Annotated in this window: 15 protein-coding genes; 7 read left to right on the top strand and 8 right to left on the bottom strand. The window is 67.7% G+C overall.

Features of this window, described 5'->3' with window-relative positions; all coding sequences use genetic code 11:
- Positions 1-187 precede the first annotated feature (187 nt).
- Positions 188-1,372, top strand: a complete 1,185-nt coding sequence (locus NV1_RS30105) for an acyl-CoA dehydrogenase family protein (protein WP_067899003.1) — start codon at positions 188-190, stop codon at positions 1,370-1,372.
- A gap of 81 nt (positions 1,373-1,453) precedes the next feature.
- Here NV1_RS30105 and NV1_RS30100 read toward each other — a convergent pair whose 3' ends face one another.
- Complete coding sequence (locus tag NV1_RS30100; RefSeq protein WP_067899094.1) at positions 1,454-1,909, bottom strand: MerR family transcriptional regulator; 456 nt, start codon at positions 1,907-1,909, stop codon at positions 1,454-1,456.
- A 64-nt stretch (positions 1,910-1,973) separates the two neighbouring features.
- On the opposite strand from NV1_RS30100, the gene NV1_RS30095 reads away from it, so the two are divergent.
- The 3 genes from NV1_RS30095 (at position 1,974) to mhuD (ending at position 4,088) form a co-directional block, all read left to right on the top strand.
- Positions 1,974-2,426, top strand: coding sequence for a PPOX class F420-dependent oxidoreductase (locus NV1_RS30095; protein WP_067899000.1), 453 nt, complete (start codon positions 1,974-1,976; stop codon positions 2,424-2,426).
- A gap of 189 nt (positions 2,427-2,615) precedes the next feature.
- Entirely contained in the window at positions 2,616-3,647 is a 1,032-nt protein-coding gene (locus NV1_RS30090; protein WP_067898996.1) for a uroporphyrinogen decarboxylase/cobalamine-independent methonine synthase family protein, read from the top strand.
- 123 nt (positions 3,648-3,770) lie between these two features.
- The gene (gene mhuD, locus NV1_RS30085) at positions 3,771-4,088 is read left to right on the top strand and encodes a mycobilin-forming heme oxygenase MhuD (protein WP_067898993.1); all 318 of its coding nucleotides are present in this window, start codon (positions 3,771-3,773) and stop codon (positions 4,086-4,088) included.
- Between the two features lie 83 nt (positions 4,089-4,171).
- Here the strand turns inward: mhuD and NV1_RS30080 are convergent, their stop codons facing one another.
- The 4 genes from NV1_RS30080 to NV1_RS30065 form a co-directional block, all read right to left on the bottom strand.
- Positions 4,172-4,615: an OsmC family peroxiredoxin gene (locus NV1_RS30080; protein ID WP_067898990.1), complete on the bottom strand. Its 444-nt coding sequence runs from the start codon at positions 4,613-4,615 to the stop codon at positions 4,172-4,174.
- 193 nt (positions 4,616-4,808) lie between these two features.
- The gene (locus NV1_RS30075; RefSeq protein WP_067898987.1) at positions 4,809-5,657 is read right to left on the bottom strand and encodes an ABC transporter permease subunit; all 849 of its coding nucleotides are present in this window, start codon (positions 5,655-5,657) and stop codon (positions 4,809-4,811) included.
- 20 nt (positions 5,658-5,677) lie between these two features.
- On the bottom strand, positions 5,678-6,592 hold the full coding sequence (locus NV1_RS30070; RefSeq protein ID WP_067898983.1) for an ABC transporter ATP-binding protein: 915 nt from the start codon (positions 6,590-6,592) through the stop codon (positions 5,678-5,680).
- A gap of 181 nt (positions 6,593-6,773) precedes the next feature.
- Positions 6,774-7,271: a hypothetical protein gene (locus tag NV1_RS30065; protein ID WP_157117454.1), complete on the bottom strand. Its 498-nt coding sequence runs from the start codon at positions 7,269-7,271 to the stop codon at positions 6,774-6,776.
- Positions 7,272-7,674: 403 nt separating this feature from the next.
- On the opposite strand from NV1_RS30065, the gene NV1_RS30060 reads away from it, so the two are divergent.
- The 3 genes from NV1_RS30060 (at position 7,675) to NV1_RS30050 (ending at position 10,418) form a co-directional block, all read left to right on the top strand.
- Positions 7,675-8,871, top strand: a complete 1,197-nt coding sequence (locus NV1_RS30060; protein ID WP_067898976.1) for a sensor histidine kinase — start codon at positions 7,675-7,677, stop codon at positions 8,869-8,871.
- Positions 8,868-9,545, top strand: a complete 678-nt coding sequence (locus tag NV1_RS30055; protein WP_067898974.1) for a response regulator transcription factor — start codon at positions 8,868-8,870, stop codon at positions 9,543-9,545. Before NV1_RS30060 ends, NV1_RS30055 begins: the two co-directional genes overlap by 4 nt.
- A 78-nt stretch (positions 9,546-9,623) precedes the next feature.
- Positions 9,624-10,418 carry an LLM class flavin-dependent oxidoreductase gene (locus NV1_RS30050; protein WP_067898971.1) on the top strand — a complete coding sequence of 265 codons (795 nt, stop codon included), beginning with the start codon at positions 9,624-9,626 and terminating at the stop codon, positions 10,416-10,418.
- Between the two features lie 101 nt (positions 10,419-10,519).
- Here the strand turns inward: NV1_RS30050 and NV1_RS30045 are convergent, their stop codons facing one another.
- From NV1_RS30045 to NV1_RS30035, 3 genes are all read right to left on the bottom strand, one after another.
- Entirely contained in the window at positions 10,520-11,389 is an 870-nt protein-coding gene (locus tag NV1_RS30045; RefSeq protein WP_245713996.1) for a TrmH family RNA methyltransferase, read from the bottom strand.
- Between the two features lie 241 nt (positions 11,390-11,630).
- The gene (locus NV1_RS30040; protein WP_067898969.1) at positions 11,631-14,171 is read right to left on the bottom strand and encodes an ATP-dependent Clp protease ATP-binding subunit; all 2,541 of its coding nucleotides are present in this window, start codon (positions 14,169-14,171) and stop codon (positions 11,631-11,633) included.
- A gap of 244 nt (positions 14,172-14,415) precedes the next feature.
- Positions 14,416-15,357 (bottom strand): esterase/lipase family protein, encoded by a 942-nt coding sequence (locus NV1_RS30035; RefSeq protein ID WP_084525941.1) that lies wholly within the window; start codon positions 15,355-15,357, stop codon positions 14,416-14,418.
- Between the last annotated feature and the right edge of the window lie 472 nt (positions 15,358-15,829).

Raw genomic sequence — 15,829 nt, 5'->3', positions numbered from 1 at the left:
CCCGGCCGGAGGCCGGCCCGCGCACGTCCCGCACGCTGAACTCGAGACCGGCGAACCGAACTCGGCGGCGAGATCCCGGGACCGTGACGTGCGGCAATACTCGCCGAGGTATTTGAGGGCGTCTGCCGTCAGTCCATGTCGAGATGCATCGTATGCTCGTCGCAGGCCAACGAACGAAGGTGACCAGATGATCGATTTCTCGATTCCCGCCGACCTCGCCGCCGAACGCGATCGGGTGCGGCAGTTCGTCATCGACAAGATCGTTCCGTACGAGCGCGATCCCCGGTTGACCTCGCACGGGCCGAGCGACGAGCTGCGCCAGGAATTGGTCGAGCTGGCGCGGGCGGAGAAATTGCTGACCGTGCAGGCCCCGGTCGAGCTGGGCGGGCGCGGGCTCACCCATGTGGAGCAGGCCGTGTTGTACGAGGCGGCGGGCTGGTCCACGCTCGGGCCGGTCGCGATGAACTGCGCGGCGCCCGACGAGGGCAATATGTTCCTGCTGTCCAAGGTCGCCGACCCGCGGCAGATCGACCGGTACCTGATGCCGGTGATCACCGGACATCAGCGTTCGGTCTTCGCGATGACCGAGCCGGGCGGGGCCGGATCGGATCCGGGTCAGCTGGCCACGACCGCCACGTTCGACGGCGAGAACTTCACCATCAACGGCCGCAAATGGCTCATCACCGGCGCGGACGGCGCCGAGACGTGGATCATCATGGCCCGGCTGGAGGCCAATCCGCACCTGCCCGAGGGGCCGACGCTGTTCCTCGCCGAGGGCGGCGCTGCGCTCCATGCCGGCGGCATCGTCATCGAGCGCACGATGAACACCATGGACCGCAACTACGTCGGCGGGCACGGTGTGGTCCGGTTCGAGAACCTCACGCTGCCAAGGGAATCCGTACTCGGCGAAACCGGTCAGGCGCTGCGGTACGCACAGCTGCGGCTGGCTCCGGCCCGCCTCACGCACTGTATGCGCTGGCTCGGCGCGGCCGAGCGGGCGCATAGCATCGCGGTCGAACACGCGCGCACCCGCACCGCGTTCGGTAAGCCCATCGGTGAGCATGAGGGCGTGTCATTCCTGTTGGCGGACAACGAGATCGCGCTACACCAGTGCCGCTTGACGATCTGGCACGCCTGCTGGCTGATGGACAACGGCCACAAGGCCCGGCACGAGAGCTCGATCGCCAAAGCCAGTGTGTCCGAAGAGCTTTTCAAGGTCGCGGACCGCTGCGTCCAGGTCCTCGGCGGCATCGGTATCAGCGACGAGACGGTGGTGGAGATGATCTTCCGCGATATGCGCGCCTTCCGCCTCTACGACGGGCCCACCGAGGTGCACAAGTGGGCCATCGGGCGGCAGGTGCTGCGGCGCTGATTCTCAGGGACGCTCGTCGTTCTACCACCTGATCCGGTCATGGCCGACCAGTTGGAACCCCAACCGGATCGCAACGGTGCGTCAACGGGAGTCGTTCCGACCCTTACCGTGTCGGAGGCTATCGGACGGAGTCGGCTGTCCGGAGATTCCGGCTCCCAGCGGGGGGTGGACACCGCAGGTGCAGGTCTCGAGGGAGGGGCAGGTGCAGCGCAGACCCCATTCGATGAGGGCCCGAGCCTGTGCGAGGTCAGCCATGCGCGCATCGATGTCCGCCAGCTTCGCCGCGGCCAGCGCGCGGGTCGCGAGGCGGCCGGGCATCTCGTCCGCCAGCAGCACGGCGATCTCGTCGAGACCGAATCCGGCGGCCTTGCAGATCTCGATGGCCCGCAGCCTGATCAACACGGACTCGTCGTAACGCCGGCGCCCGCCGACGCGGTTCGGCGGCCGCAACAGCCCGCGGTCCTCGTAGTAGCGCAGTGTCGTCGCCGCGACACCGGAGCGCCGAGCGACCTCACCGATGGACAGCGGTGCGGTCATGTCATCGATCATGGCTCGAAATCGGGCTTGACTTCCAGTCGGCTCGAAGTTGTCGAATATCGGCATGTCGATCCCGTACCCCGATCTGGCCCGGTCCCATTACGCGCTCCTGCGCAGCTATCGGCGCGACGGCACCGCGGTCGACACGCCGATCTGGTTCCGGCTGGACGGCAGCATCCTCCTGTTCCGAACCAAGATCGGCCCGAAGACCCGGCGACTGGCCAACTCCCCGCGCGTCGAGCTGCGGCCCTGCGACTACCGCGGCCGGATCACCGGCGATCACCTGGCGGTGACGGGATGCGCGACGATCCTCTCCGGGGAGGACGCGGAGGCCGCGAACCGGGCGCTGCGGGAGCGGTACGGCTGGCAGTGGAACGTCGTCCCGATGATCCGTATCCCCGGCGTGGTGAACGTGCACCGGGAGCTGAGCACGCGCGAGAAGCTGCGACGAACTCGAGCGAAGGTCTTGTGGCCGGACAGTGCGATCGTGCGCGTGGAGCTGGATCCTGCGAGTTGAAATGCAGCGCGGACTTCCGGCCGTACTGATCGGCAACGCCGACAGCCACTATTGACTCCACGCGGGTTTCTCGCGCGTGGGAATCGCGGGGGCGGCGGCAGGTTCTACTCTCATCGCGTCGATCGAGCCGTCCGAATCCACGAATTTCGCGCCCGGACCTCGATCAGCCGGGAACGTTAGGAGTTCGCGATGACCCGCGGCGATGTCCATCTGTGCGGAAGTGTGCCCCTGCCGAATGCGGAGGCGGTATTCAGTGAGGCCGCGCGGCGGCTGGGGCCGTGGCTCGGCCGCATTCCCGACGGTGAGACCGGTGAGCGGGACAATTTCACGGTCTGGCAGCTGCCGCGCATGGCCGCGCATCCGGACCTGGAGACGGTGCCGCCGCCGAGTCCGGAATACGGGCCTAGTGAACGGGTGCGGCCGAAACCCGGTGTGGATCCCGCCTCGATCGATTTCGGAGCACTGGGCTATGCGGACGCCGCACTCGAGTCCTGGCGAATCTTCCGCAAGCTACGCGAGCGGGGCGACATCGAGGCGAGTGTGCGGTTCCAGGTGTGCCTGCCGACGCCGATCTCGGTGGTCGGCGCATTCGTCGGCGATCCCCAGGACGTTCTCGAACAGCGCTACGAAGCGGCTCTGCTCGCCGAACTCGCCCGGATCGCCGCGGAGATTCCGCACGCCGACCTCGCGGTGCAGTGGGACTGCCCCGTCGAATTCGCGATCTTCACGGGTGTGTTCCCCTCGTGGTTCGGCTCCGACGACGGTACTCGGCTGACCGAGATCGTCACCCGGCTGACGCGGCTCGGTGCGGCCGTGCCCGAGGGCATCGAGCTCGGATACCACCTGTGCTATGGCGATTTCGGGCATCGCCATTTCGCCGAGCCGGCCGATACCGAGCGCATGGTGGCGGTGGCCTCGGGTGTGCTGGCGGCGCTGTCGCGACCGGTCGACTGGCTCCACATGCCGGTGCCGCGCCCGCGGGCGGACCGCGCCTACTTCGCACCGCTGGCCGAGCTGCGCCTGCCGGCGGCGACTCGGCTGTATCTGGGACTGGTGCACGCCACCGACGGCCGCGACGGCGCCTTGCGTCGCATCGCGGCCGCCCGGCAGGTCGTCGACGGATTCGGCATCGCTACCGAATGCGGATTCGGTCGGCGGCCCGCCGAACAGATCCCGGATCTGCTGGACCTGCATGCCGAAGTGGCTCGGGAATTGTCGTGACCCTGTGCTGGACCGTGAGCTCGCGTCGTGAGTCCCGAGCCCCATCCACACATTTCGTGGCCCTCCGCCTGGAAAGGTGTGCCCGGGTTCGGAGGCCGACGTGCCACCGCTAACCTGGCACCCATGGCTGTTGTGGTGAAAATCAATGCAATCGAGGTGCCCGAGGGTGCGGGGCCCGAATTGGAGAAGCGATTCGCCAACCGGGCGCATGCGGTGGAGAATTCGCCGGGCTTCCTCGGCTTCCAGCTGCTCCGGCCGGTCGCCGGAGATAACCGGTACTTTGTTGTCACGCAATGGGATTCGAACGAATCCTTCGAGGCGTGGCGAGACGGTCCGGCCAAAGCCGCGCATGCGGGCGATCCGTCGCGCAAGGCGGTCGCCACCGGCGCCTCGCTGCTGGAGTTCGAGGTCGTGCTCGACGTGACGGCCAAATCCGAATAATTCGACAACGCGCCGATCAGCGGCGTGACCGGGTTCCCGGCGGCACTCGCACGACCGGGAACCCGAACCGCCACCCGCCGGGATCAGGCTTCGAAGGCGGCATCCAGTTCGATGTTCTCGACACCGGCCAGCGCCTTGCTGATCGGGCAGCCGGCCTTGGCGGCCTCGGCCGCCTTCTGCGCGCCCGCGGCGTCGATACCGGAGACGCGACCCCGGACGGTCAGCTTGATGCCGCTGAGGCGGAAACCACCCGCCGGATCCGGTCCGAGTGTCACATCCGCGTTGACGTCCAGGCTCTGCACGCTGCCGCCCGCGTTGCCGATCTCCGCGGACAGGGCCATCGCGTAGCAGGACGAATGCGCCGCCGCGATCAACTCCTCCGGGCTGGTCGTGCCCTCGGCGGTGTCGGCGGTGCGCTTAGGGAACGAGACGTCGAACGTGCCGACTCCCGAGCTGGCCAGCTCGACCCGGCCCGAGCCGTCCTGCAGACCTCCGGTCCATGCGGTGTGCGCGCTACGTGTTGGCATCACGGTCCTTTCCGTATCTTCGGCCCTCGCCCGCTCGGGCGGGTTTGCGGCGCTGTACGCGTGCCGGGCACTCATTCCTGGCACCCGCCACGCGTCCGGGCGGCAAGCCGCGCCGCGAACGTGGGGTTGACGTTGTCCGGGGTCGACGTTACTCGGAGTTCGGCGTTATCCGGGAGTCGACGACGGCTGCGGCTCAAGCCATGTCGCGGCGGTGCAGCAACCACACCGTCGCGACCGCGAAGCCGACGATGTAGACCGCGAGGACCACGAAAGATGCGGGGCGCGAGAGGATGTCGAGCACACCCGGGGTCGACTCCCCGGAGATCGTGCGCATCGCACCCGCCAGCGAACCCGCCGCGGTGCCGGGCAGATGGTCGGTGATCGCCCGGATCGGCGAGAAGATCGACGCGACGCCGCGCAGCAGATTCTCCACCACCAGCACCCACACCAGCCCCAGGCCGACCGCGAGGGCGGGACCGCGAGCGAGCACGCCGATCATTGCGCCCGCCAGCGTCCACATCCCGAGAATTGCCGCGCCTGTGAGGATTCCGAGCAGCGACCGCCCGGCCCCCGGCAGCGCGAGGGATTGATGCTGCACCGTGCCGATGATCGCGGCCACCCCGGTGTCGACCGCGAACACGCTCAGGACCAGCGCGACGACCACCACGGCCAGGGCCAGCACCGTCCCGCCCGCCACCCGAGTGCGCGACGGCCCCTGGGTGAAGACGGTCTTCCAAGTGCCCCAACCATATCCGCCTCCGGTCACCAACGCGCCCAGCACCAGCATCAACGCACCCCCGAACATGGCCATACCCTGCGTGAACACCTCGGGTACCGCGGCGGGGAGCATCTGCTGCAACAGGATCGCCCGAGGCTGCCCGTTGGACATGCGCATCGACGAGCCGGTGACATAGGCGAGATAGTTGAACAGATAGGCGAATACGAGGTTGAGCACGATCCAGGTGCCCAGGATGATCCAGAACGCCGGCCATCGGCACAGGCGGGCGAATTCGCCTCGGGTACAAGCGATCAGGTCCCTCATGACAGATTCTCCATTCCTGGTCACGACACCTGCTCCAGCTTCGTCATCTCGAAGAAGACCTCTTCCAGCGAACGCTCGTCGCTGCGCAGTTCCAGCAGGTCGGCACCCGCCTCGACAACCGCACGTGCCACCTCGGGCGCCATTGCCACTCCGGCATCGACTCTGATACCGCCGGTGGTCAGCAGTGCGGTTCGACCGCCCAGCGCGGCACGGACCGCCGGGAAGGCCAGTTCCACCGGTTCGGCTCGCAGGAAAAGCGTTGCCGTGCCGCGTAATTCGCTCACCGTCGATTCGGTGAGCAGACGGCCCCGCGAGATGACGCCGACGCGGTCGCAGATCTCCTGCACTTCGCTGAGCAGGTGCGAGGACAGCACGACGGTGTGCCCTTCGGCGGCCAATCCGGTGATGAGCTCACGCATCTCGGCCATTCCCGCCGGATCGAGCCCGTTGGTGGGTTCGTCGAGGATCAGCAGATCCGGGTGTCCCAGCAGGGCCGCGGCGACCCCGAGGCGCTGTTTCATCCCCAGCGAGTAGGCCCGGAACCGGTCGTTGCCGCGGGCGGCCAGTCCGACCCGGTCGAGCGCCTCCTCGGCGTCGTCCCGGGTGCGGCCCCGATAATGCGCCAGCACCCGCAGGTTGTCCCGGCCGGACAGGTACGGGAAGAAGCCCGGCCCCTCGATCAACACTCCGATCCGGCGCAGCGCCGCGGGATCGCCGGGCTGCCGCCCCAGGACGGTCGCACGGCCCGAACTCGGCCGGATGAGACCCACCAGCATGCGCAGCGTGGTGGTTTTCCCGGCGCCGTTCGGCCCGAGGAAGCCGTAGATCTGCCCAGCCTCGACGGTCATGCCCACGGCATCGACGGCGGTGTGCGCGCCGTAGCGTTTGGTCAGCGCCTCGGTATGCACAACCGCTACGGAATCCGATTCGTTCATGCCATCGAGAATCCGCCCGCGACCTGGCCCGGCACATCCGCCGACGAGCGTGACCCGGCGTACGCATCCGGACGTAATCCACCACACGCTGCCCGCCGCGATCGGACGCATTCACCCGCGGCCGGTGTCCTGACGACCGGAGCGGCCCGGTCCTGTCACAGGCCGGGCCGTCCGCCGGAAATCAGAAGCCGTTGCTCTGCCCGCCGCCCGCGTAGAAGCCGTGGCCGTTGGCGTTGTCGAAGCAGCCCATCTGGACCGAATAGCTGCCGAAGCAGGTGGTGCCGTTCCAGGTGATGGTGGGCGGATTCCGCGGCTGGCCGACCAGCGGCGGATTGCCGCCCGGCAGCGTGTGCCGGTTGCCGCCGGTCCAATCGGGATGCGCCGGCAGTCCCGAGTTGTCCACCACCACAGCGGGAACGTAGGGCCACGGCAGCCCCGGCCCGCGCATCCCGCCGAACGACACCGACATCATCAGCTGCGGCGGCGCCACATCACATCCGGCCGATCCGTCCGGCCCGATGGAACAGTTGAGCCCGTTGGTGTTGAAATACACACTATTGCCGACCACATATGGCGCTGGATCGACATTCTGCGCATTGGCCGCACCAGCCTCCAGCACACCCGCGGTTACCGCAGCACCGACCACCGCGACCAGGGCCGCCACCCGAACTCGCCTCATACCGCCTCCTTCGATATCGGGCCAGATCGCTGGCCCCTCGATCAGATTCATCGCACTACCGGCCGTACCCGTAACATGCAGGACCGCACGCCGTTCCCGGGCCCAGCCGGAACCACAGCCACGCAACGGGCTTCCGGCGACTCGCGGCCACACACTCTCCGTCCGTGCACGCATCGATAACAAGCCGAAACATGTTCCTGGCCATGGAATTCGCGCCTCGCCCAGCACGACCATCGCCTCGATGTGCGCGCCGGAATCAACGAGGACGCCCCGGGCACCACCGAAAGTGAGCCGGAGTCGGCAATATCCGGCGCTCCCAACCGGTGGATCCGGACATACGTATCTGGACGTAATTCACCGCGCGAGGCGTCCGGAACCGGTGCGGCGGGGCTACGGTTCGACTGTGGATGCGCGCATGCGGCCGAGTGGCAGGGTTCTGTTGCCGGCGCTGATCGCCGCCGTTGTCCAGGCGGGGGCGGGGGCCAGGGCGAATGCGCATTGGCACGAGACCGGCGCGAGGCAGCTCGATGTCCTCGGGTATGCGCTGTTGCTGGCCGGGCCCGCGCTGCTGCTGGCTCGGCGCGCGTATCCGCGGGCGGTGCTGTACGCGGTGCTGGTCGTCACGCTGGCCTACCTGCTGCTGGGATACGGGTACGGCCCGATCTTCATCGCGCTGGCGATCGCGTTCCTGTCCGCGGCTCGACGCGGCTCGCGCTGGTACACATATTCGATCGTGCCGCTGGGTTATCTGCTGATGGTGTGGCCCGCGCCGTTCATCCGGGGGCATCCGATCAATTACTGGCAGATCATCGGGCTGTTCGCCTGGCTGTCGGTGCTGGTGGCGCTGGCCGAGGGCATGCGGCAACGGCGTGCGGTGCTGATCGCGCGGCGACAGCGGGCCGAGGCCGCGCAGCGCAACGAGCGGGCCGAGCGGGCACGCGAGCAGGCCCAGCGCGAACAGCGCGCCAGCGAGGAACGTCTCGCGATCGCGCGCGAGCTGCACGACGTTCTCGCGCACAGTCTTTCACTCATCAATGTGCAATCCTCGGTGGCATTGGAACTACTCGATCGCAAACCCGAACAAGCCGCGACGGCGTTGGCCGCCATCAAGTCCGCCAGCCGCGACGCACTCGGCGAGGTGCACGCACTGCTGCGATCCATTCGGGCCGGCACGGAAACCGTTGCGGCGCCGAAGAGTCCGGCCGTGCGCGTCGGCGATCTGGACGCGTTGATCGAGCCCGCTCGCGCGGCGGGCCTGACGGTTCGAGCCGAGGTGTCCGGCGATCCCGTGCGGCTGCCCGCCGTACTGGATGTGGCCGCCGCCCGGATCGTGCGGGAATCGCTGACCAATGTGCTGCGGCACGCTCCGGGCGCGAGTGCCGTTGTCGGCGTGGTCTATTCCCCGGACGAGCTGCGGCTCACCGTCGAGAACACCGGACCCGCGAATACTCCACAACCATCCACGACCCCGGGCGGAAACGGTATCCCGGGCATGCGCGAACGAGCGCACGCGCTCAACGGCGAACTGGCCGCGACCCCGTTGCCCAGCGGCGGATTTCGCGTCACCGCACGCCTTCCGATCCCCCAGGAGCCCCGATGACCCCCGCACGAGACGGTATCCGAGTTCTGGTGGCCGACGATCAGGCGCTGGTGCGCGGCGGGTTCGTAGCCCTGCTCGGCGCACAGGAGGGTATCTCCGTCGTGGGCGAGGCCGACAACGGCGAACAGGCTGTGCGGATGTCCAGAGAACTCACGCCCGACGTCGTGCTGATGGACATTCGGATGCCGGTGCTGGACGGCCTGGCCGCCACCCGCGCGATCGCGGCCGATCCCGCCCTGGGTGCGGTGAAGGTGGTGGTGCTGACCACCTTCGAACTCGACGAGTACGTCTTCGAGGCAATGCGTTCGGGCGCAACGGGTTTCCTTGTCAAGCATACCGAACCGGCCGATCTGGTCCGGGCGGTTCGCGTGGTGGCCGCGGGCGATGCGCTGTTGTCCCCCAGCGTGACTCGCCGGCTGGTAGCCGAATTCGCCGCACGCGCCAAGCCCGCGCCCGCGGCCGAACTCACCGAACTGACCGATCGCGAACGCGAGGTGATGACCCTCGTCGCCGAGGGCCTGACCAATGCCGAGATCGCCGAACGCCTGTTCATGAGCCCCGCGACCGCCCGCACACATGTCAGCCGAATCCTGTTGAAACTCAGCGCACGCGACCGTACTCAGCTGGTCGTGATGGCGTACGAGTCGGGCTTGGTCCGCCCGGGCTGGCAGTAGTGACGCGCCGGTGCGGGAATGACCGACCGGCTCCCCAGCGCTGAGTGATAGCGACGAGATCCATTCGCAGGAGGTTCGATGACCATACGATTCGGCACGATGCAGGCCCCGGGATCGGCGGCGGACTGGCTGGAGACGGCCAGAAACGCTGAGCGACAGGGATATCACACGATCCTGATGCCCGATACGCTGCGCACCGCATCTCCCTTCCCGGCCTTGGCGGCCGCGGCGGCGGTGACCACCGCTCTGCGGGTGCGCCCGAACGTCATCGCGGCTCCTCTGCGCACCATTGCGACGACCGTGCGGGAAATCGCCGCACTGCAACAACTTTCCGGCGGTCGCTTCGAACTGGGTATCGGCATCGGACGTCCCGACGCACTGCAGGAGGCGGAAAAACTCGGCTTGCCCGGTGGTTCGGCATCCCGACGCCGCGCCCATCTGATCGAGACCGTGGCGGCCGTGCGCGCCGAGGTCGATCCCGCGCCGCCGGTCATGATCGCCGCCTCGGGACCGCGCATGCTCGCGGCGGCGGGACGCATCGCCGACCGTGTCCTGCCCGCGCTGTATCCCACTGCCACCGAGAGCGAACTGGCCGACATGGTCGCCACCGTGCGGAAGAATGCCGATCGTCCGGTCGCATTCACCACGCAACTGATCGGCATCGGTGATCAGCTCGCCCCGCCGCCGGGTAATTGGCAGGTCCCTACCGTTGCCGAACTGCGCGCGGTGGGTTCGGTCGGTCTCCTGCCCGCAGACCCGGGCGAGGCCGTCGCGGTTCTGGAGCACCGTCGTGACGCCTACGGCATCGATGAGGTGATCGTCCCGGGTGCGCTGGCCGAGGCCTTCCAACCCATTCTCGACCGTCTGCGCTGAAACGGCGCGGCATCACCGGCGATCCCGCGGAGTGGGCGTCCGTGCCGACCACCGACGGATGACCGCACTCGCGGGTCGGCACCGCCGGTGGGCGTGCGGCACTATCGCTGAGCGGCGCGGCGCTGCCGGGCCGCCTCGTACAACAGGACCGAGCCCGCGGTGGCGGCGTTGAGGCTGCTCGCGCCGCCACCGATCGGGATACGCACGATATCGTCACAGACCTCACGCCAGCCCGCGCTCAAGCCCGTGGTCTCGTTGCCGATGACGATCAAGAGCGGTCCGGTCAGGTCGTAGTCGGCGATATCGGCGGTGCCGTGCTCGTCGGTGCCGACGATGCGCAGCGCGATTCCCGCCCGCTGCCGATCGCGCACCCAGGATGCGACCTCACCGGTGGATCGGGCTCGCACCACCGGCAGGCCGAACAGCGAACCCGTACTCGCCCGCACCGCCTTCGGATCGTAGATATCCGCGGCATGACCGCTGACCACGACGGCGGACGCACCGAAGGCATCGGCCGATCGGATCAGCGTGCCGACGTTCCCGGGACTGACCGGCCGATCGAAGACGATTCCGAAAAAATCCGGCCCACAGGCGATTCGGTCGAAATCATCGGGCCGGGTCACGCCCACCGCGATCAGCTCCGGCTCACCCGAACCCCGCTCTCCCAACTCGGCCAGCAACTCCGGCGCGACGTCGATGACGTCCGCGTCGCTGCCTGCGATGATCCCGCGCGCCCATTCGGACAACTGCTTGCCGTCCGGGCGCAACAGACTCTCGAACCGCCACCCGTTCGCCGCCGCCAGCGAGATCGGCCGCACCCCCTGAATCAGGAACAACCCGGCCCGCTGCCGCTTGTTCCGATTCGCCAGCAACGCCTCCCACTGCTGAAATCTGGCATTTCTGACGGTGACCTTCAGCGGTTCGGCCTTCCAGTCGAGGGCCGGACATCGACCGGCCCGCTCGCATGACAACCGACCAGAGTACCGGCCACACAGCGCAAGTCGGCACACCATCGAGGTAACGGCCCACCGTCCGCCACAGCATCTCCCGCCCCGAGTCGGCGATCTCGCGCGGAACGCCTGCTCCACCTCGACGAAGCCGTCCGCCACGAATGCCGCGCTCTCGGTTTCGGTGAGCATGAGCGCCTTTCCTCGCGCCTCACGGCAACGGCCCCCTCCCGGCACTGCGGGAAGGGGCCGTCGAAACTACCGACTACTCTCCGGACGCGGCGGAGGACTCACCGGCGAGCGCTGCCACCGGCTCCTCCTCGGCGGGCTTGGCGGGCTTGGCCCGGCCGACGAAGGTGAACTTGGCATCCTCGCCCTGGCCCTCGCCGTCCCAACCCTCGACGTCGACCGAGACGATCTGGCCGGGGCCGATCTCGCCGAAGAGGATCTTCTCCGACAGCTGGTCCTCGATCTCGCGCTGGATGGTCCGGCGCAGCGGGCGAGCGCCCAGCACCGGATCGAAGCCGCGCTTGGCCAGCAGGCTCTTGGCCTGATCGGACAGCTCGATCTCCATGTCCTTGTTCCGCAACTGGGTGGCGACGCGGTTGATCATCAGATCCACCATCTCCACGATCTGCTCGGTGGTGAGCTGGTGGAAGACGATCACGTCGTCGATGCGGTTCAGGAACTCGGGGCGGAAGTGCTTCTTCAGCTCGTCGTTGACCTTGAGCTTCATCCGCTCGTAGTTCGAGCCCTCGCTGTTGGACTGGGTGAAGCCCAGGCCGACGGCCTTCGAGATGTCCGAAGTACCGAGGTTCGAGGTGAAGATCAGCACGGTGTTCTTGAAGTCGACCGTGCGGCCCTGACCGTCGGTGAGGCGGCCGTCCTCCAGGACCTGCAACAGGGTGTTGTAGATCTCCTGGTGGGCCTTCTCGATCTCGTCGAACAGCACGACCGAGAACGGCTTGCGGCGCACCTTCTCGGTGAGCTGGCCGCCCTCCTCGTAGCCGACGTAGCCCGGAGGGGCACCGAACAGCCGCGAGGCGGTGAACCGGTCGTGGAACTCGCCCATGTCGATCTGGATGAGCGCGTCGTCCTCGCCGAACAGGAAGTTCGCCAGCGCCTTGGACAGCTCGGTCTTACCGACACCGGACGGACCGGCGAAGATGAACGAGCCCGAGGGACGCTTGGGGTCCTTCAGACCGGCGCGAGTGCGGCGGATGGCCTTCGAGACTGCCTTCACGGCGTCCTCCTGGCCGATGATCCGCTTGTGCAGCTCGTCCTCCATGCGGAGCAGACGGGTGGTCTCCTCCTCGGTGAGCTTGAACACCGGGATACCGGTCCAGTTGGCCAGCACCTCTGCGATCTGCTCGTCGTCGACCTCGGCCACGACGTCCAGATCACCGGAGCGCCACTGCTTTTCGCGGTCGGCGCGCTTGGCGACCAGCTGCTTTTCCTTGTCCCGCAGACGGGCCGCCTTCTCGAAGTCCTGCGCGTCGATCGCGCTTTCCTTCTCCCGGCGCGCATCGGCGATCTTGTCGTCGAATTCGCGCAGGTCCGGCGGCGCGGTCATGCGGCGGATGCGCATCCGGGCGCCGGCCTCGTCGATCAGATCGATCGCCTTGTCCGGCAGGAACCGGTCGTTGATGTAGCGATCGGCCAGCGTCGCGGCCGCGACCAGCGCGGAGTCGGTGATCGAGACGCGGTGGTGCGCCTCGTACCGGTCCCGCAGACCCTTGAGGATGTTGATGGTGTGCTCGACGGTCGGCTCGCCCACCTGGACCGGCTGGAACCGGCGCTCCAGAGCGGCGTCCTTCTCGATGTACTTGCGGTACTCGTCGAGGGTGGTGGCGCCGATGGTCTGCAGCTCACCGCGGGCCAGCTTGGGCTTGAGGATCGAGGCCGCGTCGATGGCGCCCTCGGCCGCGCCCGCACCGACCAGCGTGTGCAGCTCGTCGATGAACAGGATGATGTCGCCGCGGGTGTTGATCTCCTTCAGCACCTTCTTCAGGCGCTCCTCGAAATCACCGCGGTAGCGGCTGCCCGCGACCAGGGAACCCAGGTCGAGGGTGTACAGCTGCTTGTCCTTGAGCGTCTCGGGAACCTCGCCGTTGACGATGGCCTGGGCCAGGCCCTCCACGACGGCGGTCTTACCGACGCCGGGCTCGCCGATCAGCACCGGGTTGTTCTTGGTGCGACGGCTCAGGACCTGCATGACGCGCTCGATCTCTTTCGAGCGGCCGATGACCGGATCGAGTTTGCCCTCGAGCGCGGCCTGGGTCAGGTTGCGGCCGAACTGGTCGAGCACGAGCGAGGTGGACGGGGTGCCCGACTCGCCGCGCGAGCCCGATTCCACCGGCTCCTTGCCCTGGTAGCCCGAGAGCAGCTGGATGACCTGCTGACGCACCCGGTTCAGGTCGGCGCCGAGCTTGACCAGCACCTGGGCGGCCACGCCCTCGCCCTCACGGATCAGACCGAGCAGAATGTGCTCGGTGCCGATGTAGTTGTGACCGAGCTGCAGCGCCTCGCGCAGGCTCAGCTCCAGCACCTTCTTGGCCCGCGGGGTGAACGGGATGTGCCCGGACGGGGCCTGCTGGCCCTGGCCGATGATCTCCTCGACCTGGCTGCGCACACCCTCCAGCGAGATACCGAGCGACTCGAGCGACTTGGCCGCGACACCCTCGCCCTCGTGAATCAGACCCAGCAGGATGTGCTCGGTACCGATGTAGTTGTGGTTGAGCATCCGGGCCTCTTCCTGGGCCAGGACAACGACGCGCCTCGCGCGGTCGGTGAACCTCTCGAACATCGCTCCCTCACTCTCCTGCTCCGACATTCCGGCATCCGGCGCTCCAGACGTCTCTCGCGCAAGCCTGCCATGAAGCCCTGGGGTTGCCTCCCCGGCCTCCACTCTAGTTGGCCGGGGTCGCGGGCGTCTTCCGTCCACCCTATTGTGAACGGCCGACAACTCGACTCATTCATGCATAACGCGGAGGTCCCCGCATTCGTTTCCACCCCAACTATGCCGACAGCGAACAGGGAACGAGCCGAAGCTACCCACCGGTCAGGGGAGCGATGAAGTGACAGGGCACCGGTCGTGGGCGGGCCGGGTCCAGGGCGTTCAGGGCGAAAGCCGCCGCGCGGGCGCTGCCCGCGATGCCCGCGTGTTCGGAGTGGTCGGCCGGACAACCGTCCTGGACCAGAATGTTCGTCGTGTGCGGCCCGGGGACCAGGCCCACGGCGTATGGGACGATCGCCTCGTCGTAGCGGGTCTCGATATTCGTGTAGGTCACTTGCGGGTGGTAGACGCCATCCGCGTCGAGTGACCGCAGGAACGCCGAGGTTCCGGCCATCTCCGCGCATGCTCGGCAAAGGTCCGCGCTGATCAGGGCATCCATCGCGGGCTCCGCGCCGAGCCCGCGGGCGAATGCGCGCACCGGGTCCGCCACCGGGCCGTAGGTGCCCAGCCAGGGCGCGGCGATGGCGACGAATCGGTTCACCTCGCTCGCACCGCCGAGCCGCTTGACGAAATAGTTGCCGACCAGATTTCCCTGCGAGTGCCCCACCAGATCCACCTTCGCCGCGCCGGTGGCCGCCAGCACGCGGTGCACGAAGGCCGCCAGCTGCGCCGAGCTGCTCTCGATCGGGGCCATCCCGCCGATCGCCGAGAGCGGCCAGGACACATCGAGCGCACCGTAGGTCAGCGCGTAGACGCAGTAACCCGCATCGGTCAGCAGCGGCGCGTACACGCCCCAATTGGTCTGCGCCCCACCGCCTGTGCCGTGCACCAGCACGACCGGATCCGGATGCGCGGCGCTCGGCCGGCACGACCAGTCGTTGGAGCCCGGGAGCGAACCGCCCGGATGCGCCAGTTCGGCGGGTATGCCCGAGAAGAAGTCGTAATCCACGGGATAGTCGGCGGTGGATCCCGGCGCGGCGGGCGCTCCCGCCGCCACTCCCGCGGCACTCACCCACAATGCGGTCAGTATCGCCATGATCAGCAAGGATCCGGACAACCTACGTCGCGGCGCAGTACGCATGGCCACTCCCGACTCGAAACGCGTACCCAAGCTTAAATGGAACGCGTTCTATCTGAGGCGAGAATGAGAGAGTCTCCACACAACTGTGTCACGAGGCCGCTCGCGCACCTGATTCGAATAAGCCCGCTGCCGCTGATGATGCGCAAGCCCCTGCGCCCCCCTGATGGCTACCGTCTACCCCCGATGACTACGGCCACTCGTCCTGCACAACCAACCACCTCCCACGCACCCAGCGGCGAAGCGTCTCCGTCCCGCTGGAAATCGCCCGCGAAGCGAAAGGCTCAGCAACGCCAACCCCAAGGTTTTCGGCGCGGGCTCGTCGTTCAGCCCTCGAAGCGCATGGCCGAAGGCCGAATCTCGAGGGCTGAACGACGAGCCACCAAGCGCGCCGAAAACAGCCGCAGCGAAGCGGAGGCCATAGACACAG

This window comes from Nocardia vaccinii NBRC 15922 (assembly GCF_001613305.1).
Classification (GTDB): domain Bacteria; phylum Actinomycetota; class Actinomycetes; order Mycobacteriales; family Mycobacteriaceae; genus Nocardia; species Nocardia vaccinii.
Note: the sequence above shows the minus strand (reverse complement) of the source record. Positions and strands in the feature narration are given on the sequence as shown.